At 62.3% G+C, this 23,874-nt stretch carries 24 protein-coding genes; 10 read left to right on the top strand and 14 right to left on the bottom strand.

From position 1 onward, the window contains the following. Window positions 1-265: 265 nt before the first annotated feature. Window positions 266-832: a DUF6101 family protein gene (locus FHX11_RS07155; protein WP_184356480.1), complete on the top strand. Its 567-nt coding sequence runs from the start codon at window positions 266-268 to the stop codon at window positions 830-832. A 56-nt stretch (window positions 833-888) separates the two neighbouring features. Here the strand turns inward: FHX11_RS07155 and ubiA are convergent, their stop codons facing one another. Continuing rightward, window positions 889-1,848: a 4-hydroxybenzoate octaprenyltransferase gene (gene ubiA / locus FHX11_RS07150; protein WP_184356478.1), complete on the bottom strand. Its 960-nt coding sequence runs from the start codon at window positions 1,846-1,848 to the stop codon at window positions 889-891. A 64-nt stretch (window positions 1,849-1,912) separates the two neighbouring features. Beyond that, complete coding sequence (locus FHX11_RS07145; RefSeq protein WP_184357512.1) at window positions 1,913-2,734, bottom strand: MipA/OmpV family protein; 822 nt, start codon at window positions 2,732-2,734, stop codon at window positions 1,913-1,915. 273 nt (window positions 2,735-3,007) lie between these two features. On the opposite strand from FHX11_RS07145, the gene FHX11_RS07140 reads away from it, so the two are divergent. Both FHX11_RS07140 and FHX11_RS07135 read left to right on the top strand, forming a co-directional pair. Continuing rightward, the gene (locus FHX11_RS07140) at window positions 3,008-3,427 is read left to right on the top strand and encodes a hypothetical protein (RefSeq protein WP_246780917.1); all 420 of its coding nucleotides are present in this window, start codon (window positions 3,008-3,010) and stop codon (window positions 3,425-3,427) included. 105 nt (window positions 3,428-3,532) lie between these two features. Next, window positions 3,533-3,949, top strand: coding sequence for a hypothetical protein (locus tag FHX11_RS07135; protein ID WP_184356474.1), 417 nt, complete (start codon window positions 3,533-3,535; stop codon window positions 3,947-3,949). A gap of 84 nt (window positions 3,950-4,033) precedes the next feature. Here FHX11_RS07135 and FHX11_RS07130 read toward each other — a convergent pair whose 3' ends face one another. Further along, window positions 4,034-5,293 (bottom strand): cyclopropane-fatty-acyl-phospholipid synthase family protein, encoded by a 1,260-nt coding sequence (locus tag FHX11_RS07130; protein ID WP_184356472.1) that lies wholly within the window; start codon window positions 5,291-5,293, stop codon window positions 4,034-4,036. A 145-nt stretch (window positions 5,294-5,438) separates the two neighbouring features. Continuing rightward, window positions 5,439-7,748 carry a Tex family protein gene (locus tag FHX11_RS07125; RefSeq protein ID WP_184356471.1) on the bottom strand — a complete coding sequence of 770 codons (2,310 nt, stop codon included), beginning with the start codon at window positions 7,746-7,748 and terminating at the stop codon, window positions 5,439-5,441. Window positions 7,749-7,996: 248 nt separating this feature from the next. On the opposite strand from FHX11_RS07125, the gene purD reads away from it, so the two are divergent. From purD to FHX11_RS07110, 3 genes are all read left to right on the top strand, one after another. Beyond that, window positions 7,997-9,268 (top strand): phosphoribosylamine--glycine ligase, encoded by a 1,272-nt coding sequence (gene purD, locus FHX11_RS07120; protein WP_184356470.1) that lies wholly within the window; start codon window positions 7,997-7,999, stop codon window positions 9,266-9,268. A gap of 132 nt (window positions 9,269-9,400) precedes the next feature. Further along, window positions 9,401-9,829: a plant virulence effector HPE1-like domain-containing protein gene (locus tag FHX11_RS07115; protein WP_184356468.1), complete on the top strand. Its 429-nt coding sequence runs from the start codon at window positions 9,401-9,403 to the stop codon at window positions 9,827-9,829. Between the two features lie 386 nt (window positions 9,830-10,215). Then, window positions 10,216-12,033 (top strand): methyl-accepting chemotaxis protein, encoded by a 1,818-nt coding sequence (locus tag FHX11_RS07110; protein WP_184356466.1) that lies wholly within the window; start codon window positions 10,216-10,218, stop codon window positions 12,031-12,033. 74 nt (window positions 12,034-12,107) lie between these two features. Here the strand turns inward: FHX11_RS07110 and FHX11_RS07105 are convergent, their stop codons facing one another. The 7 genes from FHX11_RS07105 to FHX11_RS07075 all read right to left on the bottom strand — a co-directional run bounded on the left by FHX11_RS07105 (window position 12,108) and on the right by FHX11_RS07075 (window position 20,375). Beyond that, window positions 12,108-12,602: a DUF523 domain-containing protein gene (locus FHX11_RS07105; RefSeq protein ID WP_184356464.1), complete on the bottom strand. Its 495-nt coding sequence runs from the start codon at window positions 12,600-12,602 to the stop codon at window positions 12,108-12,110. A gap of 14 nt (window positions 12,603-12,616) precedes the next feature. Then, window positions 12,617-14,731 (bottom strand): glycine--tRNA ligase subunit beta, encoded by a 2,115-nt coding sequence (glyS, locus tag FHX11_RS07100; protein WP_184356463.1) that lies wholly within the window; start codon window positions 14,729-14,731, stop codon window positions 12,617-12,619. A gap of 1 nt (window position 14,732) precedes the next feature. Continuing rightward, on the bottom strand, window positions 14,733-15,188 hold the full coding sequence (locus tag FHX11_RS07095) for a DUF559 domain-containing protein (protein ID WP_246780916.1): 456 nt from the start codon (window positions 15,186-15,188) through the stop codon (window positions 14,733-14,735). 186 nt (window positions 15,189-15,374) lie between these two features. Then, a complete protein-coding gene (locus FHX11_RS07090) occupies window positions 15,375-17,348 on the bottom strand; it encodes a DUF2207 domain-containing protein (RefSeq protein WP_184356461.1) in 1,974 nt (657 codons plus the stop codon). An 86-nt stretch (window positions 17,349-17,434) separates the two neighbouring features. Next, window positions 17,435-18,691 carry a 3-phosphoshikimate 1-carboxyvinyltransferase gene (locus tag FHX11_RS07085; RefSeq protein WP_184357510.1) on the bottom strand — a complete coding sequence of 419 codons (1,257 nt, stop codon included), beginning with the start codon at window positions 18,689-18,691 and terminating at the stop codon, window positions 17,435-17,437. Window positions 18,692-18,777: 86 nt separating this feature from the next. Then, window positions 18,778-19,329 (bottom strand): LemA family protein, encoded by a 552-nt coding sequence (locus FHX11_RS07080; RefSeq protein WP_184356460.1) that lies wholly within the window; start codon window positions 19,327-19,329, stop codon window positions 18,778-18,780. An 86-nt stretch (window positions 19,330-19,415) separates the two neighbouring features. Beyond that, the gene (locus FHX11_RS07075; protein ID WP_184356458.1) at window positions 19,416-20,375 is read right to left on the bottom strand and encodes a glycine--tRNA ligase subunit alpha; all 960 of its coding nucleotides are present in this window, start codon (window positions 20,373-20,375) and stop codon (window positions 19,416-19,418) included. A 121-nt stretch (window positions 20,376-20,496) separates the two neighbouring features. Between FHX11_RS07075 and FHX11_RS07070 the strand changes: the two genes are divergently transcribed. Further along, window positions 20,497-20,781, top strand: a complete 285-nt coding sequence (locus FHX11_RS07070) for a hypothetical protein (RefSeq protein WP_184356456.1) — start codon at window positions 20,497-20,499, stop codon at window positions 20,779-20,781. 8 nt (window positions 20,782-20,789) lie between these two features. Then, entirely contained in the window at window positions 20,790-21,104 is a 315-nt protein-coding gene (locus FHX11_RS07065) for a type II toxin-antitoxin system RelE/ParE family toxin (protein WP_184356454.1), read from the top strand. Between the two features lie 123 nt (window positions 21,105-21,227). Here FHX11_RS07065 and FHX11_RS07060 read toward each other — a convergent pair whose 3' ends face one another. Further along, window positions 21,228-21,419 carry a hypothetical protein gene (locus FHX11_RS07060; protein WP_184356452.1) on the bottom strand — a complete coding sequence of 64 codons (192 nt, stop codon included), beginning with the start codon at window positions 21,417-21,419 and terminating at the stop codon, window positions 21,228-21,230. Window positions 21,420-21,435: 16 nt separating this feature from the next. Further along, entirely contained in the window at window positions 21,436-22,296 is an 861-nt protein-coding gene (locus FHX11_RS07055) for a S49 family peptidase (protein ID WP_184356450.1), read from the bottom strand. Window positions 22,297-22,555: 259 nt separating this feature from the next. Here FHX11_RS07055 and FHX11_RS07050 point away from each other — a divergent pair, with 259 nt between their 5' ends. Together FHX11_RS07050 and FHX11_RS07045 are read left to right on the top strand one after the other, a co-directional pair. Beyond that, window positions 22,556-22,735, top strand: coding sequence for a hypothetical protein (locus FHX11_RS07050; protein WP_184356448.1), 180 nt, complete (start codon window positions 22,556-22,558; stop codon window positions 22,733-22,735). Then, on the top strand, window positions 22,725-23,348 hold the full coding sequence (locus FHX11_RS07045; RefSeq protein ID WP_184356446.1) for an XRE family transcriptional regulator: 624 nt from the start codon (window positions 22,725-22,727) through the stop codon (window positions 23,346-23,348). The genes FHX11_RS07050 and FHX11_RS07045 overlap by 11 nt, the downstream gene beginning before the upstream one ends. Before the next feature lie 96 nt (window positions 23,349-23,444). Here FHX11_RS07045 and FHX11_RS07040 read toward each other — a convergent pair whose 3' ends face one another. Then, window positions 23,445-23,816 (bottom strand): hypothetical protein, encoded by a 372-nt coding sequence (locus FHX11_RS07040; RefSeq protein ID WP_184356444.1) that lies wholly within the window; start codon window positions 23,814-23,816, stop codon window positions 23,445-23,447. Window positions 23,817-23,874: the final 58 nt, after the last annotated feature.

Raw genomic sequence — 23,874 nt, 5'->3', positions numbered from 1 at the left:
TGCACTGAAACCTTACCCGAGACTTACAATACTTCAGCCATTGCGTGTGCCGGATCGGCACGACCGCTTTGGCCGTGCGTTCATTTTATGGAAACCCTGATCGATTCAGTTTTGCTAACCATTTGAGGATGCAAAGTTTTCTTAACCGCGATTTTTAAGCTGTCTGGAAGGGACGCCGCCTAATCTGAACCCAACGAGAGGACATGACGTTCTCCGTAAGAAGACCGGAAAACCGGCTCTCAGGTAAAGCAAGGGTAGAGATTAGATGACAAATACCGTCCTGAAGCCCGATTGGGCTGGAAACACACTGCGGCTTGATCCGGCGCGCTTTCCGCAACAGGTCAGCTATGCCATGCGGGGTGCCGAGGGTGACGTCACCATCACGATCGACGAGCGCGGCGCCGTGCTGCGCAAGATCCTGCCGTCCAGCGGCCTGCCGCTGTCGGTCGCCCTGCCGAAGCGCGCCTTCAAGGGCGTCGCCGCCCGCGCCATCGACCATGGCGACGGCGAAGTCACCGTGACGCTGGAGCTGCATCATTCCGATCCGGATCTCTGCATCCCCCTTCTCGTTGCCCATGACCTGAGCGACATCGCCGCCGACTGGCGCTCGTGGTCGGAAGCCTTCCGCATCCCCATGCTGATGATCGAAGCCGATGGCGTTGCCCGTCCGCTGGAAGAGCATCTGGGCGGGGTTGCCGCCCGCGACGCCCAGCCGCGCCGCCGCCATTCCTATTTCGCCGAGCGCCGCCCGCGCTTCCTGGTACGCCGTTCGACCGGCAAGCTCGGCATCAAGATGAAGATCGAAGGCCGCGAGATCATCGCGCGGCATTGAGATCGGCCACTTTCATTGGATCGAACCCGGCGCCCCACGCCGGGTTTTCCGTTTGCTCAGACGACAAGCAACAGGAACGACAGGAAGAGGCCGGAAAAGATGATGAGGCCGACCTTGCCGTTGAACCTGAACAGGGCCAGGCATTGCTGCGCATCGTTGATGTCGAGCACGGCGATCTGATAGGCGAACATGCCGCCGGCGATGAGAAGGCCGATATAGGAAAGCCAGCCGGCTCCGGCCAGCGCGAAGGATAGCAGCATCAGCACCAGCGCCGCGCCATAAAGGCCGACCAGCCAGAGGCGGGTCTTGTCGCCGAAGAGCCGGGCGGTGGAGCGTACGCCGACGAGTTCGTCGTCCTCCTTGTCCTGATGGGCATAGATCGTGTCGTAGCCGATCGTCCAGAGGATGGCGGCGGCATAGAGCAAGACGGAAGCGAGCGACAGGCCGCCGAACAGGCCGGCCCAGCCCATGAGCGCGCCCCAGGAGAAGGCAAGGCCCAGGAAGAATTGCGGCCAGTCGGTGAAGCGCTTTGCGAAGGGATAAAGCGCGACGATACCGAGCGACAGCACGCCGAGAACGATGGCGAACCCGTTGAACTGCAGCAGCACCAGCAATCCGACCAGCGCCTGCAGCGCCATGAAGATCTTGGCCTGACGCCGGGTCACGCGGCCGGAAGGCAGCGGACGCGAGCGCGTGCGGGCCACTTCCATGTCGATATCGTGATCGACCAGATCATTATAGGTGCAGCCGGCGCCGCGCATGGCGACCGAGCCGATGAAATAGAGAAAAAGGTGATAGATCAGCAGGAAGCCGGGCGACTGGCCCGCTGCGGCAGCGGCATTGGCGGCCAGTGCGGCCGACCAGAAACACGGCCACATCAGCAGTTCCCAGCCGATCGGCCTGTCCCAGCGCGCCAGCTGCGCATAGGGCCAGAGCCCCGGAGGCAGGATGCGGTAAACCCAGTTGCCGGACGGCGCGTCAGCGACGCGCCCGTTGATGTCGCCTGTCTTTTGCATGAGTGAGTAGTAGTGACATCCGGCGTCCGTGGTCAAGCAATGGAGCCGGAGCCCCACGCTTTTCTCAGTTCATCGTGAAGTTGAACTTGTAGCTGGCGGAAACACCGACCAGGAGCTGGTTGCGGTCGCCGCGTTCACGCACGAGACTGCTGTCGCCGGCCGGGCCGGTCAGGCGCGTATATTCCACGAAGGTACTGGTGGTCCAGTTCTCGGTCGGCTTCCACGTCAACGCACCGCCGGCACCGACGGATTTCACCCCACCGCCCGGATTGTAGCGGCTGAGGCCGGATGCCGCCGCCTCGCGGGCATTCACGCCGTAGTAGGTGTTGAAATAATCGTTGGAGGCGAGCGTCATGCGCGGGCCACCGGACAGGCGCAGTTCCGGGGTGATGTCGGTGAAGGCGTCGACGGCGGCATCGGCCACGATGCCGCTATGGGCACGAATGCCCTGGCGAACTTCGACGCGGGCGCGCAGCCAGTCGGTCGGATAGGCCTCGGCAAAGCCGCCGGCCTCGACGCCCCACTTTACCTTCTTCAGGCCCTTCAGCTCGTGACCGTCGCCGCTATCGCGGCTCGGCACGAACTTGCCAACGATACCGGCGCGGAAGGCGTCGCTCTCGACCAAGGCAAAGGATGGATTGTCGTTGCGCGAGGAGAAGCGCGGGCCTGGACCCTGCCTGCCGACGGAGATCAGCGGCGACCACTGCAGTTTATTGTGCTTGCTGCCTTCAAACTTCGGCGCCGAGAAACCGGCCGCGCCGACGCTTAGATACCAGTTGCCCGACCAGAGGTACTGGCCATCCCCGGCCGAAGCCGCACCGGCGGACGCAACGAACAAGCCGAAAGTGAAAAACAGACGCGACTTCGCAAACACAGGCAACTCCATCATACGCAATACAACGGAGCCATACACGCACCCCGAGAGTTGCTTCAAATTATCCGGATCGCATTACCGCTCTCTTAACCAAGCGTGATCGGATCGAGGGCTGGCGGCAAAATTTTCGATGGGACCTGCGTTGGTAACCGGCTTGCGCCGATCTGTCGCAGCGATTTAATTCCGGCATGCGCTACTCAATCAAAACGCGCCCCAGGGCTCAGGCATAGACAATGAATTTCCAATATAAAAATTAAACGAGAGAGTGGAATGAAGCCCAGATCTTTGATTTATCTCAGCGCTTTCCTCAGCGCCGGCATGGCGCTTTCAGGCTGCGTGTCCGCGCCAATCGGCGGCGCCAAGCAGAGCCAGTTTTCAGGCAGGGCTGCACCCGGCAAGAAGACACGGATCACAGGCGCCTCGCTGGTGAAGCCGGATTGTACCTTTGCGGGTTTTCCTTACACCGGCATCATCAAGCAACCTGCCCATGGCAGGATCGATATCGAGCATGGTCCGGTTGCAGCGAAGTTCCCCAAGGGCAGCAACGCGTATTTTTGTAGCGGCAAATCCGTCCAGGGGAACAATATCTTCTACACCTCCAACCCCGGCTTCGTCGGAACCGATCAATTCACGGCACGTCTCACAGGGCTGAATACGGACGGCACGGTGCAAGACAGAACATTCGTGATTCATGTCGGCAAATAACCGGGCCATCGTCGCATCGCATCCGCAGTCAAGAGGCGACGGCGAGGCCGAAAATCAAACACCGAATCATGGGCCATGGTCCGGTGCGATTTTGAAAGGGGCGAAATGCAAAACAGCTATCTGATCCGCGGCGGTATCTTGCTCGCCGTTATCGCCGCCGCGCTTTCAAGCTGTGCCAGCGGGCCGCTCGGCGGAGGGAGACAAGAGCGACGTGCGGTAACAGCTGTCTCCGGTAAGAAAACATCACTTCTCATGATGTTCCAGGGAACCAAGGACTGTAAATTTGTATCCTACACCTATCCGGAAACCGTCAGATACCCGGAGCATGGTAACGTCAGTTTTGAAGTACGCTCCGGTCGCGCCGACACAATTAAAGAGGGCTTCAATCGAGTGTGTAGCAACAAATCGGTTCAAGGCGCCGCTGTCTTCTATCGCTCCGATCCAGGGTTCATCGGCACCGACCGGGCAACCTTTCACATATCAGGACTAACGACTGATATTGCGATCAAGGTGGTCAAATAGCACCCCGATGTTTGACCACGCAGAGACAAAACGCCGGCCCCATGATTTTTCAGGGCCGGCAACCTTCCAAACAAGGGCAAATGCCTAGAACGTCACCTTCTCCAGCGGCGCCCGGCTCGCCTCGAACTCCCTGAGCTTCGCCTCGCGCTCGGCAATATAATTGCGGTTGTCGGGCACGGCGAACTGGTTCTTGGCGATCTGGATCTGCATGATGAAGAGCTCATCCCAGCGGAAGCCCATTTCCGAGCCAGCGAGATAGAACTCCCACATGCGGAAGAAATTCTCGTCGTAAAGCGCGACGGCTTCCGCCTTGCGCGCCACGAAGCGGTTACGCCAGTGACGCAGCGTATAGGCGTAATGCATCGGCAGGACTTCGATATCCTTGACCAGCAGTCCGGCCTTTTCCAGCGGCGGCGTCGTCTCCCCGATCGAGGGGATGTAGCCGCCCGGGAAAATATACTTCTCGATGAAGGCGTTGGTCGCAAAGCTCGGTTTCGGGCGGGCGATCGAGTGCAGCAGCATGACGCCATTGTCGTCGAGAAGCTCGGAAACCTTGCGGAAGAACTTTCCGTAGTCGCCGATGCCGACATGTTCGAACATGCCGACCGAGACGATGCGATCAAACTTCTTGCCGGTCAGATAGCGATAGTCCTGCAGCTCGAAACGGACGCGATCGGACAGGCCGCGCTTGGCGGCGCGTTCGCGCGAGACCTTGAGCTGCTCCTCGCTCAGCGTGATGCCGGTGAAATCGAGGCCTGGATTGGCTTCGGCAAGATACATGCCCATGCCGCCCCAGCCGGAGCCGATTTCCAGAACGCGCTGGCCGGGCTCGACGAGCAGCTTGGCGGCGATATGCCGCTTCTTTGCCACCTGCGCCTCGTCCAGGCTGATGCCGGGCGGGTTGAAATAGGCGCAGGAATATTGCCAGTCCTCATCGAGGAAGAGATCGAAGAGCTTGGCCGACAGGTCGTAATGATGCGCAACATTGTACTTGTTGCGGTTGATCGGCGAGCGGCTCTTGATCTGCTGCCAGGCGATGCGGCCGACCAGCAATGCGGCCATGCGCAGATCGAAGATTTCGTTGGTGGTGTTCTGCTTCACCATGGAGAGGAATTCGTAGATATCCCCCTGCTCCAGAATGAAGCGTCCTTCCATGTACATTTCGCCGAGCTTCAGGGTCGGATCGCGCGCGATCGCGTCTTCCGCCTGCTGGTCGGCAATACGGACGGCGACCATTTCGCCGGAGCCATCGCCGATCATATGCGTCTCGCCGGAAGCAAGCGTAAGTTTCAGGGAGCCTTTGCGGACGAGTTTCTTGACAAGAGAGAACAGTGCCGACGCCATGGACGCCTCGAATGTTATGACATGACAATGAAGCAGACTCTAACGCCTTACAACATTGTGGCAAGCGCACCTTTTCGCACTCTTTAGCGCTCCGGCAACAACGCTGCCAGAGTGTGACATTCTTGCACAATCTCCCGCTAAGTGCTTATTTTCGCTTGAATGCGTCCGCCAGGGCCGCGCCGAAACTACCCTGTTGCGGCGCATTCGGACGACTGTTGTTCCTATCGCCAGCGTTGCGCACACTGCCTTGCTCGCGCGACTCACGTCCGGATGCGCCCGCCACAGTGCCGCCATCTTTGCGCATTGTGAGACTGATTCGTTTCCGTTTGGCGTCGACTTCCACAACCCTCACTTTCACGACGTCGCCCGCCTTGACGACTTCATGGGGGTCCTTCACGAAGCGATCGGCCAGCTGCGAGACATGCACGAGCCCGTCCTGGTGAACGCCGATGTCGACGAAGGCACCGAAGGCGGCGACGTTGGTCACCGTGCCTTCCAGAGCCATGCCGGGCTTGAGATCGCTGATCTCGTTGATCCCCTCCGCGAAGGTCGCGGTCTTGAAGCTCGGGCGCGGATCGCGGCCCGGCTTTTCCAGCTCGGCGATGATGTCGCGCACCGTCGGAAGGCCGAATTTCTCATCGATGAACTTGCGCGGATCGACGGCCTTCAGCATCGCCGTGTCGCCCATCAGGCTGCGCAGGTCGCGGCCGCAGGCGGCAACGATCTTCTTGGCGACGCCATAGGCTTCCGGATGCACCGAGGAGGCATCCAGAGGCTCCTTGCCGTCGGGAATACGCAGGAAGCCGGCGCATTGCTCGAAGGTGCGCTGTCCGAGACGGGCGACCTTCAGCAGATCGCGGCGGGTCTCGAAGCGGCCCTCGCCGTCGCGGTGCTTGACGATCGCATCGGCGATCGACGGGCCGAGGCCGGAGACGCGGGCCAAGAGCGGCGCCGACGCGGTATTCAGATCGACGCCGACGGCATTCACCGCATCTTCCACCACGGCATCGAGCGAGCGCGACAGCTTCTGCTGGTCGACATCGTGCTGATATTGACCGACGCCGATCGACTTCGGCTCGATCTTCACCAGCTCGGCCAGAGGGTCCTGCAGGCGACGGGCGATGGAGACGGCGCCGCGCAGCGAGACGTCGAGACCCGGAAACTCCAGCGCCGCGGTTTCGGAGGCCGAATAGACGGATGCGCCCGCTTCCGAGACGATGACCTTGGTCGGCTTCGGCGCCGGCAGATCGGCCAGCATGTCGGTCACGAGCTTCTCTGTCTCGCGGCTGCCGGTGCCGTTGCCGATGGAGATCAGCTCGACCTTGTGCTTGCGGATGAGCGCCGCCAAGGTCGCCTGCGTGCCGCGCACATCGTTCTTCGGCGGGAAAGGATAGACCGTGGTCGTCTCCAGGAGCTTGCCGGTGCCGTCGACCACGGCGACCTTGACGCCGGTGCGGATGCCCGGATCGAGGCCCATGGTGGCGCGCGAACCGGCGGGCGCTGCCAGCAGCAGATCCTTCAGATTGCGGGCGAAGACATGGATCGCCTCCTCCTCGGCGCGCTCGCGCAGATCGCGCATCAGATCGAGCGACAGCGACATGGAGAGCTTGACGCGCCAAGTCCAGCTCGCAACCTCCGTCAGCCAGCGGTCGCCGGGGCGGCTCGCGCCGATCTCGTAAGCGGTGGCGATCATCCGTTCGACCGGCTTGTTCGGTGAGACGGCATCGACATCGACCTCGATGGTCAGCGTCAGAACCTCCTCGTTCCAGCCACGCAGCATGGCGAGCGCGCGATGGCCGGGGGCGGTCGCCCAGCGCTCCTGATGGTCGAAATAATCGGAGAATTTCGCGCCGGCCTCCTGCTTGCCGTCCACCACCTTGGCCTTCAGGGCGGCATTCGCCTTCATGTAGGTGCGCAGCTTGCCGAGCAGGTCGGCATTTTCGGCGATCCCTTCGGCGATGATGTCACGCGCGCCCTCGAGCGCCGTCTTCACATCGGGCACGTCAGCGGTGAGGAAGCCCTCGGCCAGCGCCGCCGGTTCCCGGGAGCGATCGGTCAGGATCGTGTCGGCGAGCGGGCCAAGACCGCGCTCCCTGGCGATTTCGGCGCGCGTGCGGCGCTTCGGCTTATAGGGCAGATAGAGATCTTCGAGCTCGGCCTTGGTGGCGACCACGGCGATCTTGCCCATCAGCTCGTCGGTCATCTTGCCCTGGCCGACGATCGATTCGACGATCGCGGCGCGGCGGGCTTCCAGCTCGCGCAGATAGACGAGGCGTTCGGCCAGCGTCCGCAGCTGCCCGTCATCGAGACCGCCGGTCACTTCCTTGCGGTAGCGGGCGATGAAGGGCACGGTGGCACCTTCGTCGAGAAGCTCGATCGCGGCCTTGGCCTGATCCGGGCGCGAATTGATCTCGGTGGCGATGGTTGCGGCAAGGGAGCGAATGTCGGCGGCCATATGTCTCTCTGAACTGAACTCGATGACGGGACCATAGGCGCGATCCCGGAAAGTACGAAGCGGTTTCCGGCGAGATCGCCCCAATCAGGGCAACGGAAGACGGATCACCACGCGAAACCAGCATCAGGCTTTAGCGACATAAAAAGGCATGGCAATGTTGCAACCCCGGCCTCCACAGGATTTGCCGCTTGACCTTTGGGCGCTCCCCCCTTAACCGCGCACATGAACGCAAAGAACGAGGGCAAGCCATGAAAGTTCTGTTGATCGGATCGGGCGGACGCGAGCATGCGCTGGCCTGGAAACTGGCACAATCGCCGCTGATGACGGAATTCTATGCCGCGCCCGGCAATCCGGGTATTGCCGACCACGCGACGCTTGTCCCCCTCGACATCGAGAACCATGACGCGGTCGTTGCCTTCTGCAAGGAAAAGGCCATCGACTTCGTCGTCGTCGGCCCGGAGGCACCGCTCGTCGCCGGCATTGCCGACCACCTGCGCGCCGCAGGCATTGCCGTGTTCGGCCCATCCGCCGCAGCCGCCCAGCTTGAAGGCTCCAAGGGTTTCACCAAGGATATCTGCGCCCGCTACAATATCCCGACCGGCGCCTATCAACGCTTCAACAATGCGCCGAAAGCGAAAGCCTATATCCGCGAACAGGGCGCTCCGATCGTCGTCAAGGCCGATGGGCTTGCCGCCGGCAAGGGCGTCACGGTCGCCATGACGGTCGACGAGGCGCTTGCCGCCGTCGATGACTGCTTCGAAGGCGCCTTCGGCGAGGCCGGCGCCGAGGTGGTGATCGAGGCCTATCTCGACGGCGAGGAAGCAAGCTTCTTCTGCCTTTGCGACGGCAAGCACGCGCTGGCGCTCGCCACCGCTCAGGATCACAAGCGCGTCGGCGACGGCGATACCGGCCCGAACACCGGCGGCATGGGCGCCTATTCCCCCGCCCCGGTCATGACGGCGGAGATGGTCGAGCGGACGATGAAGGACATCATCGAGCCGACGATGCGCGGCATGGCCGAAAGCGGCTATCCCTTCTCCGGCCTGTTCTTCGCCGGACTGATGATCACCGCCAAGGGACCGGAGCTGATCGAATACAATGTCCGCTTCGGCGATCCGGAATGCCAGGTGTTGATGATGCGGCTGAAGAGCGACCTGCTGCCGCTGCTTCTCGCCTGTGCCAACGGCACGCTGGATCAGGTCAGCGCCGAATGGAGCGACGATGTGGCGCTGACCGTGGTCATGGCCTCGAAGGGCTATCCCGGCGCCTACGCCAAGAACACGCCGATCGGCGCCCTGCCCGCCGACAGCGACGGCGCCAAGGTGTTTCATGCCGGCACGGCCCTGAAGGACGGCGCGCTGGTCGCAACCGGCGGCCGGGTGCTGAACGTCACCGCGACCGGCAAGACCGTCGGCGAGGCGCAGAAGCGCGCCTATGCCCTTGTCGGCAAGGTAGAGTGGGAAAACGGCTTCAGCCGCAGCGACATAGGCTGGCAGGCGATCGAGCGGGAACGGGCCTGAAACGCTCTAACTTTTTGTTTTACGCAACGACTGTCCCGAAATCCGTCCTCCACTAAACTTTTACCTAATCTCCTGACGGGATGGAAACAAAGACACGCTAATCTCTCCACTATCTTAGATGGAGTTGTCGTTATGCGTGCCTTCTTCCTGACCTTGACTTTCGCGCTGGCCGCCGGCTCGGCCCTGGCATCGTCGATCCAGCCGATCGACAGCAAGACCGAGGTCAGCGCCGGCAGCATCATCGACAGAGCCTGCACCGACTGCCCGTCCATCAAGCCGCCGGAAGTCAAGAAGGACTATATCGTACCGGAGCTGAAGCCCGGCACCCAGACCATCGTCATTCGCGACGTCGACGGCCAGAAGAAGGTGGTGCGCACCGAGGCGTGGATGGGCGGCTCGCCGGTCGTCTTCATGTCCAAGCCGACGCCCGAGGCCCTGGCCGCCGCGAACACGGCGCCCGACGGCATCGACATGACCGCAACGACCGCCGCCCTGCCCCAATCCGTCAAGACGCCGGCGCCCGCGCCGCTCGAGCTCTCCGGCTTCCAGCTCCGCCAATAGCGTCGGCATCCCGTTCCCTGCCCCGCCCGGCCAATGTTTCGGTCGACGGGGTCCGTCGCAAGGCGGACCAATGCGCCCCTGGGAGAAGCAGGGGCGCATTCGTTTTTGATTGATGACCTGCGGAAGCTTCGCCCGAGACTCAAGATAAGGGTGAAATTCGACCAGTATTGACGGGCGCGCGGCAACATATCTGGCACCCAAAGCCACTTAGTTCCCCATCACGCTGTTTTGATTAAAGCTTTCTTAGACATAAGCCGCGATTTTACTTTGACCGGACAGCAGCATGTCTTTTCGAGCAGCGGCAAGCGTATTGGGACTTTCTCAGGCGATCGCATAGGCGGTAGGAAACCGCGCCGGTACTTACCCTACCCTGTTGCGAGGCATGTATGAAGAATCTCAAGATCGCACGTCAGCTCTTCGCCCTCCTGGGCGTGCTTATGGCCGTTTTCGCCATGGCGACCTATCTGCAAATCCGCTCATCGGCCGAGGCGATCTATAGCGAGCGCTATGAAATGCTGCGCACGCAGGTCGAATCCGGCATTTCCGTCATGAATTTCTATTATTCTCAGGAGCAGGCGGGAAAGCTCACGGAAGAACAGGCCAAGGCTCAGGCCTATGCCACCGTCGGCAGCATGAAATATACGCCGGACGGCTATCTCTTCGGCTATGATTACGACGTCAACATGGTCTTCCACTACGACAAGTCGAAAGTGGGCGTGAACCTGAAGGGACAGCCCGACTCGAAGGGCCACTATTATCGTGAGGAATTGGTCAAGCTCGGCCAGCAGGGCGGCGGCCTCTCCGACTTCTACGCCAATAAGCCTGGCCAACCGGCCGACGCGACTTTCCGCAAGACCGCTTATGCCCGCGCCTTCGAACCCTGGAAGATCGTTATCGTGACCGGCGTCTACATGGACGATCTCGACGCACAGGTCGAGGCGAAGATCTGGACGACCTTGTGGTCGGCCCTCGCGCTCTTCGCGATGGTCCTCGTTGCCGCCTTTTTCGTCATCCGCGGCATTACCAAGCCGCTCACCGAGGTTCACGCCGCACTCAAGGCGGTTGCCGACGAGGATGTGAGCATCGCGATACCGCATGCCGCCATGCGCAACGAGATCGGCCTGATGGCCAGGGCCACGCTTGCGCTGCAGGAAAAGATCCGCGAGCGCCATGCCCTGGCCGAACGCCAGATCGCGCAGGAAGAGGAAATCAACAGCGAGCGCCAACAGAACCTGCGTCAGCAGCAGGACGAGGCCGAGGAACAGGCCCGCGTCGTCGCGACCATCGGCAGAGCGCTGGAGCAGCTTGCACGCGGCGACCTGACCGTGCGCTGCGGCGATCTCGGCATCAGCTATGCCGGCCTGCGCAACAATTTCAACGAGGCGCTCTCCCATCTCGAGGCAGCCATGGCGCGGGTCAATGCCAAGGGCAATGACATCGGCATCAGCAAGGAAGAAATCCGCCGCGCTTCCAACGAGCTGTCGCAGCGCACCGAGCGCCAGGCCGCCAGCCTGGAAGAGACTTCGGCCGCGCTCGACGAGCTGACCGTTGCCGTCCGCCAGACCGCGGAAGGCGCGCATGAGGCTAGCAAGCGGGTTCATGCCGTCAGCACCGAAGCCTCGCGCAGCGATGCCGTCGTCGCCCAGGCGATCGAGGCGATGAGCGGCATCGAAAAGTCGTCCGAGGAGATCGGCAAGATCATCGGCGTCATCGACGAGATCGCCTTCCAGACCAACCTGCTGGCGCTCAATGCCGGCGTCGAGGCGGCGCGCGCCGGCGAATCCGGCAAGGGCTTTGCCGTCGTTGCCCAGGAAGTGCGCGAGCTGGCGCAGCGCTCCGCCGCGGCGGCCAAGGAGATCAAGGATCAGATCGCCCGCTCGTCCGACCAGGTCGACCAGGGCGTCCGCCTCGTCGGCGAGGCCGGCGAAGCGCTGAAGCGCATCTCCGGCCAGATCAAGGCAGCCAACGAGATCGTTTCGAAGATTGCCTACAGCGCCTCGGAACAGGATACGACGCTGCGCTCGATCTCATCGTCGATGAACCAGCTCGACGCCGCCACGCAGCAGAACGCCGCCATGGCCGAGGAGACGACGGCATCGGCAGAAACGCTCGCCGCCGACACCGAGGACCTGCTCGGCCTGATCCGCGATTTCCGCGTCAGCGACGGCCGCTCGACAATGGACCATCATCGCCGCGCCGCCTGAGCCGCGTCACGACGAACAACGACAAACCGCCGGGATCGCCCGGCGGTTTTTCCTTTTGCAAATGTCGAAGAGGCTCACCCGGCTGCGGCAATTCGCTCGACCAGCCGGTCGATCTCACGATCGGAATAGACCTCGATCCCCGCCCGCTTCAGCAAGGCGGCGGTGACGCCATGGCCCGCATGCCGGCCGCCGGAAAATGTACCGTCATAGATGAAGCCGGACCCACAGGATGGGCTGCCGTCGATCAGCAGCGCGTAGCGGCAGCCGGTCTGTTCCGCGAGCGCCAGGGCATTGTCCGCAGCCTGACGGAAGGCCTCGGTCACATCGCCGCCGCTGATCTCCATCACGCGCGCGGTGCCGGCAAGCACGTCCTCGCCACCCGCGCCATCGGCAATTTCCGCCGGCGGTCGCGGCACGACCATGCCGGCCGATAGTTCCGGACAAATGGTCACCAGCCGACCTTCTTCACGCCAGCGATCGATGGCCGGGTGATGAAGCGGCTTGGCACGGCCGTCATAGCGGACGGCGTGGCCCATGAGGCAGGCGCTGACGAGGATTTTTCCGGTCATCGCGCCTCCCTTTCCTATCCCGCGATCTTGGAGAAGTCGGCGACGGTGCCGGTTGCCTCGCGGATCAGCCGCAGCAGCGCCAGGCGATTGGCGCGGATGGCGGCATCTTCGTCGTTGACCAGTACATCCTCGAAGAAGCGGTCGACGGGCGCGCGCAGCTTGGAAAGGGCTGCCATGGCCGAGCGGAAGTCTTCCTTGGCGATCGCGGCGGAAGCCTCGGCCGAAGCAGCCTTGACGGCGGCGAAGAGGTCCTTTTCCGCATCCAGCTTGAGGAGTGCTTCCGAAACGCCGTCAGCGACGACGGTGCCCTTCTTTTCCTCGGCCGCCAGAAGCTGCGTGGCGCGCTTGGTGCCGGCCAGCAGGTTCTTGCCATCCTCGGAGGTGATGAAGGCGGTCAGCGCTTCGACACGGCGGGCGACCATCAAGAGATCGTCGGCCTCCGGCGTCAGCACGGCATCGATCAGGTCATGGCGGGCGCCGAGATCGCGCAGATAGACCTTGAGACGGTCATGGAAGAAGGCAAGCAGGTCGGCATCCCCAGTGGTCGCAAGCAGCGGCAGGCGCACGCCGCGCTCCAGCAGGATGCGGACAACGCCGAGGGCGGCGCGGCGCAACGCGTAAGGGTCCTTCGAACCCGTGGGCTTCTCGTCGATCTTCCAGAAGCCGACGAGCGTATCCAGCTTGTCGGCGAGCGCAACTGTGATCGCAACCTTGTCTTCGGGCACGCGGTCGGACGGGCCTTGTGGCTTGTAGTGATCCTCGATGGCCGTCGCCACGGAGCCGTTCTCGCCCTGCAGGGAAGCATATTTGCGGCCCATGACGCCCTGCAGCTCGGGGAATTCGCCGACGGCTTCGGTGCGCAGGTCCGCCTTGGCCAGCACGACGGCGCGGTCGACCAGGGCGGCATCGGCGCCGGTGATCTTGGCAAGGTCGGCGGCGAGCGCGCGGATGCGGGCAACACGCTCGCCCTGGCTGCCAAGCTTGGCATGGAAGGTAACATTGAGCGCGTCGAGCTTGGCCATGCGCTGATCGAGCGGCTTCTTCAGATCGAGGCCGAATTTTTTAGCGGAGGCTTCCAGCGTTTCGAGATCGGGCAGATCGCCCTGGTCGCGCTTCCAGAAGTGCAGCGCGTCGGACAGACGGGCGCGCACGACCTTACCGTTGCCGTGGATGATCTCCTTGCCGCCATCCGTCGCCTGGATATTGGCGACGAGGATGAAGCGGTTGGACAGCGTCTCGCCGGCCTGCGGCCGGGTGACGAAGCATTTCTGGTTGGTCTTGATTGTGAGACGGATGATTTCCGACGGGATTGACAGATAGTCTTCTTCGAAGGAGCCCATCAGCACCTGCGGCCACTCGACGAGACCGGAGACTTCCTCCAGCAGGCCTTCGTCCTCGACCAGTTCCAGGCCGTTGGCAAAGGCGATGTCGCGGGCATCATGCAGGATGATGTCCTTGCGGCGCTCCGCATCCAGGACCACGTAAGCCTTTTCCAGGCTCGCGACATAATCGTCGAAGCGCTTGACGGTGATCGCATCGGGCGCGTGGAAGCGATGACCATAGGTCACGTTCGAGGCGACGATGCCGTCGATCTCGAAGGGGATGACGACGGTTTCCTCATGCTCGGTGCCGTAGACGCAGACGATCGATTGCAGCGGGCGCACCCAGCGCAGCGAGCCGGGCTTTACGGAGGCCTTGCCCCAGCGCATCGATTTCGGCCAGGGGAAGTTGCGGATGATATCGGGCATCACGGAAGCGACAATCTCTTCCGCGGCGCGGCCGGGCTTGGAAATCACCGCAACGTAGAAATCGCCCTTCTTCGGGTCGCTTTGCACCTGTGCCTCGGCAATGGAGGACAGGCCGGCGCCGCGCAGGAAGCCTTCGATCGCCTTTTCATTGGCATCGGTGCGCGGACCCTTGCGCTCCTCGCGCACGTCGGCGGAGCGCGCCGTCAGCCCGCGAATGTCGAGCGTGAGACGCCGCGGCGTCCAATATTCCCTGGCGCCCTCATAGGACAGACCAGCCTCGACCAGCGCGTCGGTCACCAGCTTCTTCAGGTCGCCGGCAGCCTTGCGCTGCATACGGGCGGGAATTTCCTCGGAGCGGAGTTCGAGAAGGAGATCGGGCATGTCAAGGTTCCTCACCCCCTCCTTGAGAGAGAGGGTCGGCACGGTGTGCCGGAGTGTGGTGAAAACGGTCGGCCTCTGCTAGCAAAATTTGTCGCTGCTGCACAATGGCAAATATCGTATCCAGAACAGCCTCGATCTCGTCTGTTACCTCGGCATTCCAAAACCGGACGACGTGATAGCCCTGACTTTCGAGAAATGCCGTGCGCTCGGCATCATAGCACCTTGCCGCATCTTCCGCATGCTGGCTGCCGTCAAGCTCGATAATGAGGCCTATCTGATGGCAAACGAAATCCGCGAAATAGCGCCCGATGGGGACCTGTCGTCGAAAATGGGTGCCTTCGATGGGGATGCGCCACAAATGCTTCCAAAGCTTGGTTTCAGCGTCGGTTGAACCAGCGCGCAGGCGCCGGCTGTTGGCGATTTTGAAGCGATCGAGCTTGGAGGGCTTTTTGGGCATGAAAGGATTTCCAACCTCTTGAAATAGCAAGACCCAACATCGTCGCAAACACCCTCCCCTTGAGGGGGAGGGTCGGCCGAAGGCCGGGGTGGGGTGATTGCGGCGACCTCCTCGGCCAGCCAATTGTCACCCCCACCCGCCGCTTCGCGGCGACCTCCCCCCTCTAGGGGGAGGTGTCAATTACCACTACCAGCCCCCTCCACCTCCACCACCGCCACCACCGCCGGAGAATCCTCCTCCACCCGAAAAACCGCCGCCACTGCCGCTGCCGAAGCCGGATGAGGAGCTGGAGGTCGGTGCGGGGATGGTGGAGGCGATGGTCGAGGCCATGGAGGAGGAAAAATCGCCGATCGTGCCGCCAAGATTGCCGCCGGAGAAACTGCCGATGTACCAGCCGGGGGCGTAGCTTGCGGCAACCGCCGCGCCGGCGGCCGTCGCCAGCCATGCCTCGAAGGCGTGCGACCAGGGCTTTTCGACGCCGAGCGCGACCGCATAGGGCAGCAGCGTCTCGAAATGCTGCGGCGACATTTGCGGCACGCCCTGCATGTTCATGCGGTCGCGTTCGGCGAGCGTCAGATATTGCCTGAGACCAGCGATGCCATCCATCATCCTGCGCCCGATCGGCGTCGGCGCGCCCATCAGGAAAAAGAAGAGGACGTTGAGCGCGAAGATGCCGACGACGCCGACCAGCAGCGGCAGCTCACCCGCCTGCAGCAGCGGCACCACGACGGCGGCGAAGGTGCCGGCGATGGCGGAAACCATGACGAAGCCGATGAAGGCAAAGACCAGCACGGAAAAAATTCGCCGCCCCAGACCGGCGTCCCGGCGCAGGAAGGTCCGGCCTATGGCGCCGGCGAGGACGGTGACGACGATGGAGAGAAAACCGGGGAAGACGATCAACGGCAGCGCGTTTTCATGCAGGCGCCCGAAAATGACGATGGCCGCCAGGATGAGCAGCGACAATACGACGCCGATGACGACATAGAGCCGGTTCGCCCTATAATATTCGTCGCGATGGTCGCGCTCGATGGCGCTGCGGAACTGCTGGCCGATCCGCTGCACCGTCGCGCCATTCGCCGCGTCGATCACCAGCGGCGTGAAGGGGCCGAGCGCGCCGAACAGCACCTTCTCGGCGCTGCCCAGATCGCGGCCGGCCGACTTGCCGGTCGCCTTGATGACGAGCTTGTTCTTGAGATCGTCGAGAATGACATAGCCGCGCACGGCAAGATCGATCGCCGTCGCCGACAGTGCCGTCCATCCGGCGCCGGAAAAGCCGCGATTGTCGATATAGTTGACCAGCGCCGGCGAGATGCCATCCGGCGGGTCCCAGCGCGGGACCATGACGCCCGCCGGCGGATCGCGCCCAACGGCGATCCAGCTCCTAAGATAATAGAAAAACAGCAGGATCAGGCCGCCGATGGCGATGATCGCGTCGAGATGATCGGCGAGGAACCAGCGCCATTGCTGGCCGCTGCTCGGCGGCAGGATTGCGCCCTTGGCGAGCTTGATGGCGATCGTCAGGCCTTCTGCCGGCGCCAGGGACCGCGTCGTGACGAAGCTGACCTTGCCGCCCTGTTCGCTGGCGCTTGCATTGCGGCCCGAGGCTCCGAGGGGGCCGGTGTAATAGGCAAGCTGCAGCGGCTTAACGCCATCCGGCAGCGTAACGGTTGCCGAAGCGCGCAGGATGGGGAATTGCCAGCCATTGCCGGTGACGTTCCAGTAGAGCTCGTCGTGATCGTCGAAATAGCGGATCTGCCGGTTCGTGGTGTAGGTGATCCGGAAAACATGCGGGCCGGGAGTCAGCAGGAACTGCCTGCCATCCTGATCCGCGCGGCCGATATAGATGCGCTCTCCGCCCTCGACCCGCTCAAGTCGCCACTCCTCCGGCTGGCCGTCGCGCTCGACGGAGACGACGTCGAAATCCACCAGGGCGCTGCGACCGGCGGCATCGAGGAAGGTCAGCGGAAAATCACGGAAGATGCCGCGGCGGATGGCGCGGCCTTCGGCATTGACCGCAATCGTCTCGGTGACGCGCATCGAGCCGTCGCGGCTGAGGGCAATCGCCTGATCGAAGGCCGTGATGAGTTCGGCCGCCGATGCCGCCATTGCCGAGAAAAGCAGAAGCAGGGCCGGCAAAAGCCCGGAAAGCCAGCGCGTCATCACACCCCCAAGCAACCCCGCGGCGCCCTCGATGGAAGGCGCCGCATAGCGTGACCGTAAATCCACGCCCCTTGGGGAGCGTGGCACTATTCGTCGTAGGCGACGCCCAGCGATGCCAGAACCCGCCAATAGGAGGGGAAGGTCTTGGCGACGCAATCGGGGTCGAGAATGGTGATGCCGCCGATCTTCAGGCCGGCAAGCGCGAAGCTCATGGCAATGCGATGATCGGCGAAACTGTCGATCTCGGCCGGCAGCAGCTTGCCGGCAAGGCTCGGATCGGAGGCGACGATCAGATCATCCCCCTCTTCCGTGCCGAGGCCGGGCACGATGCGCGACAGGCCACTCGACAGCGCCCGGACGCGGTCGCATTCCTTGACGCGGAGATTGGCGATGCCGACGAAGCGCACCGGCGTCTCGTTGAAGGCGGCGAGAACGGCAAGCGTCGGAATGGCGTCCTGCATCTGCGATCCGTCGATGACGGCGGGCAGATGCGGAAACTGCGAAATCATCTCATAGGCGCGGGCATCCGGCTGCGAGAATTCGCTTGCCGGCGTGCCGAGATCGATCTTGCCACCGGTCAGCACTTCCGCCGCCCAGAGATAGGTCGCGGCCGAGGCGTCCGGTTCGATGAGGAAGTCCGCCGCGCGATAACCGGTCGGCTCCACCCGCCAGGCGACCGGGCTGACGCGCTCGACCCTGGCGCCGAAAGCGCGCATGGCGGCGACCGTCAGATCGATATAGCCGAGAGCGCCGATATCCTCGCCCAACAACTCGACGTCGACGGGCCGGTCACCGCCGGCGGCCATCATCAGCAAAGCCGAGACATACTGGCTGGAGAGGCCGCCATCGATCTCGACCCGGCTTGCCTCGAAGCGGCCGGTGCCATTGACGGTGACGGGCGGGCAGCCGGTTTCTGCCGAGGCATCAATACCGAGCGAGCGCAGCGCGTCCACCAGCGGGCCGATCGGCCGTTTGCGCATATGGGCATCGCCGTCGACGACGACCTTGCCGTCGACCAGCGCGGCGGCGGCCGTCAGGAAGCGGGTCGCGGTGCCGGCATTGCCGAGAAACAGCGGCGCGGCCGGCGGCTGCAGCTTGCCGCTGCCGGTGACGATGAAGGTGGTATCGTCCGGTTCGTCGATGGTGACGCCCATGGCGCGCAGCGCTTCGGCCATATAGCGGGTGTCATCGCTCTTCAGCGCGCCGGTCAGCCGGCTGATGCCCTTGGCGAGGCCGGCGAGCAGCAGCGCGCGGTTGGTGATCGACTTCGATCCCGGCGGCATGGCGCGGCCGACAAGCGGTTTGCCCGGCGGGATAATCGTGAGTTTGGCTCTACCCATCATCATTCTCTTTGGTCAGTCAGGAAGGCGGCCGATGGCCTGCGGTCGCCTCCTTTACCGCCTTGCTCGAAAAACCGATAGCCGGAATCTCAGAACTTCACGGTGGGAACGGCGCGATCGGCTTCGTTGGTGATCTCGAAATAGGCGCGCTTGGCAAAGCCGAAGGGGCCGGCGATGAGATTGGAGGGGAAGCTCTCGACCTTGACGTTCAGATCGCGGGCGGCGCCGTTGTAATAACGGCGCGACATCTGGATCTCGCCCTCGAGGCTTTCCAGCGTGCGCTGCAATTCGACGAAATTCGTATTGGCCTTCAGGTCGGGATAGGCCTCGGAAACAACCATCAGACGGCCCAGCGCCTGGCTGAGGACACCTTCGGCGGCGGCGCGACCGGCAATATCGCCAGCGGGCACGGCCTGAACCGAATTGCGCGCCTGGATGACCTCGCGCAGCGTCTGGTTCTCATGTCCGGCATAGCCTTTGACCGTCTCGACCAGATTGGGGATCAGATCGGCGCGGCGCTTCAACTGCACGTCGATGCCGGACCAGGCCTCCTCCGCCACCTGGCGGGCACGGACGAGGCCGTTATAGACCAAAACGGCATAGAGCGCGGCCAGGACGATGATGGCCAGGATAATAAGCATCGCGATTCCCCCGTTGCGATTGCAACCGAGGGGACACTATGCAGCTTCGCGGCCCTTGTCACCCGATTTTGCTATGGTGACACGGCTCAGGCCGCCTGATTGACCCAGTTCACCCCGCCGGCATCCGTCAGCAGGAAGGCTTCGCCGCAGGCCTTGGCGAGCGTGCGCACGCGCAGAATATAGCTCTGGCGCTCGGTGACCGAGATCACGCCGCGCGCGTCCAGCAGATTGAAGACGTGGCTGGCCTTGATGCACTGGTCATAGGCCGGGAAGACGCATTTGTGCAGACGCTGATTGTCGCTGTCGCCGGGGGCGCCGGCGGCCAGAAGCGCCAGGCACTCCTTCTCGGCATCGATGAAGTGGCGATGCAGCATCTCGGTATTGGCATATTCGAAATTATGCCTGGAATATTCCTGCTCGGCCTGCAGGAAGACATCGCCGTAGGTGATCTTCTCGTCGCCTTCGAGGCCGTTGAAATTCAGGTCGTAGACGCTGTCGACGCCCTGGACGTAGGTCGCAAGACGCTCGAGGCCATAGGTCAGCTCGCCGGCGACTGGCGCGCATTCGATGCCGCAGACCTGCTGGAAATAGGTGAACTGCGACACTTCCATGCCGTCGCACCAGCATTCCCATCCCAGCCCCCAGGCGCCGAGCGTCGGGCTTTCCCAATCGTCCTCGACGAAACGGATGTCATGCACCAGCGGATCGAGGCCGATCGCCTTCAGCGAGCCGAGATAGAGCTCCTGCAGGTTCGGCGGATTGGGCTTCAGGATCACCTGATACTGGTAGTAGTGCTGCATACGGTTCGGGTTTTCGCCATAGCGGCCATCCGAGGGACGGCGCGACGGCTGCACATAGGCGGCCTTCCAGGGCTTCGGCCCGAGCGCGCGCAGCGTGGTCGCCGGATGGAACGTACCGGCGCCGACTTCCATGTCGTAAGGCTGGAGAACCGCGCAACCCTTGTCGGCCCAGTAATTGTGCAGGGTCAGGATCAACGCCTGGAAGGAGCGCTTCGGGTTCATGTTGTCGGGCACGGTGGCGGTCATGGAGATCAGCTACTATCTGCTTGGTGTACGTTGGCGCGACAGGTGCCACGATGGAAGACAAGGGTCAAGAGATGACGTATAGATATGGCCATGCGTCTCCGCGCCGCCTTGGAGCAAGATCATGAACGTCAAGACCGAAATCACCTTGTCCGAACACCATCTCCGCCTTGCGGAGAAGATGGTCGAGGAAGGTGTATTTCCGTCAATTTCCAGCCTGGTTGAAGCGGCGATCGAGCAGATTGACCAGACGACACATCATGATAGCACCACGGATGACGTGGTGTCCGGCATGGCGGATGAAATTCGTCGGCGCATGGAATTGCCGGAGGATCAATGGCTGCCCTGGGATGGCAAGGAAACGGCCTCCAGGGTGAAAGACAAGCTGCGCCAGAAATACGCCAAATAAGTTAGCTCATGCGCTATGCGATCACCAAGCATCCGCTTGTCGAACACGATCTCTTCGACATCGTCGATTTCATTTCCAACTATGCAGGCATCGACGTTGGGCTAGCCAAGGCCGATGAAATCACGGAATTCATCGATAGGCTTAGCGACTTTCCGCACATAGGCACGATACGCACCGACATGGGGCCAACATTGAGGGCAATTCCCGCTTCAGAAAAAGCGGTCGTGTGCTTCACTGTGGACGATGCGACCAAGGTCGTCCGTATTATCTGCATCAGCTACGCAGGCGCGGACTGGACGTCTCGGGTAAAGGAGCGACGCTGATATCCGTGCCGTCGCTACGCACATTGGCTTCATCGCGATCGAATTTCCAATCGGCGGGAAGCTTCAGTCCGAATGATTTCAGCTTCTCCAAGGCCTGACTGCGCCGTTCCGACTTATCCATAGTCACTCATCCTCGCGCTTCACCCGGTATTCCCCGGTCTTCGGGTCCTTCACCAAAGTCCCGATCGCCCCTGTTCGTCTTTCCGTCTCGGCGCGGCGGGATTTCTCGGCAAGTCTTTGAGCGTCGCGCACGAAGCGGCGGTAAAGCCACCAGATACCGCCGATGGCGACGGCGAAGAAGATGATCTGCGGCATCACGCAGCGCTCCCGATTACAATCCGTACCGTCCCCACAATGCCTTTTCCTCCGCCGCTTCCGCAAGCCCGGCCGCCAGGCCGGCGCCGACATTGTCGATACCCGGCAGCGAAATGCCGGGAGCGCGGCGGCCGAAGAGGCTGCGCGGCGCGGTGACCAGTTCGAGTTTGGTCTTGTCGCCGAAGCGCTTCTTCAGCTCCTGGCGCATATCGGCGAGCCCGTCGATCAGGCCGAGTTCGAGACCGCGTCCGCCCGTCCAGAAAAGGCCCGAGAATACCGTCTCGTCGGCGGCCAGTTTCCCCGCCCGGCGCTCGCGCACCATGTCGATGAAGACCTTGTGGATCTCCAGCTGCAGGCTCTTCAGATATTCGATATCCTTTTCCTTTTCCGGCTGGAACGGATCGAGGATCACCTTGTTTTCGCCAGCGGTATAGACGCGGCGCTCGACGCCGAGCTTCTTCAACAGCTCCGGAAAGCCGAAACCGCCGGAGACGACGCCGATCGAACCGACGATGGAGGTGGCGTCGGCGAAGATCTCGTCGCCGGCCAGCGCGATCATATAGCCGCCGGATGCCGCGACATCCTCGACAAAGACCAGCACCTTCTTCCGCTTTTCCTGGGCGAGATCGCGGATGCGGTTATAGATCATTCGCGACTGCACCGGCGAACCGCCGGGCGAATTGATGACGAGCGCGACGGCCGGCGCGTCCTTCATGTCGAAGGCCTTTTCCAGCGCCTGCGACACGCCGGCGAGGTTGAGCGATTGCCTAAGCGGCCCGCCGCCGGACGCGATGACGCCGCTCAGCCGGACCACGGGAACGACCACCCTTTCCTTGCGAAACCGCTTCGGAAGCATGCGCCTGAAAAAACCAGCCATTCGTCGTCCCTGAATCATGATGTTTGTGCCGGTGATGTATGCATGGAAACGGCAAACGCAACATGGATCATTGCATTTTCATGGCCCTATCCCGCCGACCGGCGTGTTTTTTTCATCGTGAAAGCGGGGGATGAGCTTTCGCCCCTGGTGCCCCGCCTCGAAAAAACATTTCGCCTCATGCACCAAGTTTGGGTCCTGCTCCCTCTACAATAGTCGATCAAAAAAATAGAGTTAGGGCATCGAATTGCAGGAGCATCGCATGTCCAGCCAGGCTGCCAATGTCATCGATTTCCAGGCCTACCGTGACGCCCGCGCCAGGAGCGCGCCGTCGGAACACGTTCCTGCATCCGCATGGCCGCAGCAGCCCTTTCTGATGTGGGTTCCCTTCATGGGCTTCGTGCCGGTGATGCCGCTCGGCATTCCGAACTATGGCGCTTGATTCCGTCGCGGCGTTCCATGCGGCCCCGAGGCCCGAGTCGGTCGACGAGATTTCGGCGCTGACGGGCCAGAACCTCCGGCGCCTGCGTACCCGCCGCGGCTATTCCCTGGATCGGCTGGCAAAGATCTCCGGCGTCAGCCGTGCCATGCTCGGCCAGATCGAAACCGGCAAGAGCAGCCCGACCATCAGCATTCTCTGGAAGATTGCCGCCGCCCTCGACGTTCCCTGCGGCTCGCTGATCGCGCAGCCGCACGACGCGTCCCTGCAGGTGCTGACCCATGCCAAGGCCAAGGTGCTCTCCGCCTCCGAAGGCAAGTTCCAGACGCGGGCGCTCTTTCCCTATGAAAGCGAGCGCAAGGTCGAATTCTACGAATTGCGCATCGCGCCCTATCATACCGAGCTTGCCGAGGCGCACCACCACGGCACGATCGAGAACCTCGTCGTCTCGCGCGGGACGGTGGAAATCGTCGCCGGCAGGCATCCGGCGCAGATCCTCGGCGAGGGCGACGCCGCGATCTTCGATGCCGACGTCGCGCACAGCTACCGCAACATGACCAGCAGCGAGGCCGTGCTCTATCTCGTCACCACCTATGTCGAGGAAGTCCGCGGCTGAGGCGCCAGCCTGCGGCAGCAAAAAGCCGCCCCTTGCAGGGCGGCCGGAGACGGATGGAGGTCTGCTTGTTATCCAGCGGACAGCTGCCTGACGAAATCAGGCAGCTTCCATCATGCAGCACATCATCATGTTGCCGCACATCATCATCATCGGCATGCCGGACGACATCATGGACATCATGCGCTTGCAGCATTCCATGAACATGTCCTTGTCCATGCCTTCCATCGGCATCATTTCGCAGACCATGCCCTTCGGGGTCATCTTGCAGGTCATCTTGCTCATCATCATCTGCATCATGGGCATCATCATGCCATTCATCGGCATCTGACCCATCATCGGGTTCATCATGCCGCCCATCATGGGATTCATCATCGGCATCATCATGCCGTTCATCATCGGGTTCATCATTCCACCCATCATCGGGTTCATCATCGGCATCATGTTCATGGCGGGGTTCATCTCGGTCATCTCCAGTGTTCAGCCTTATTTCGGCTCCCAATGAGAATTGAGTTAGAGCGACTAAAAA

Source organism: Rhizobium sp. BK602, assembly GCF_014195095.1.
Lineage (GTDB): Bacteria > Pseudomonadota > Alphaproteobacteria > Rhizobiales > Rhizobiaceae > Rhizobium.
The sequence above is the reverse complement of the archived record's forward strand: the minus strand, read 5'-3'. Positions and strand labels throughout refer to the sequence as shown.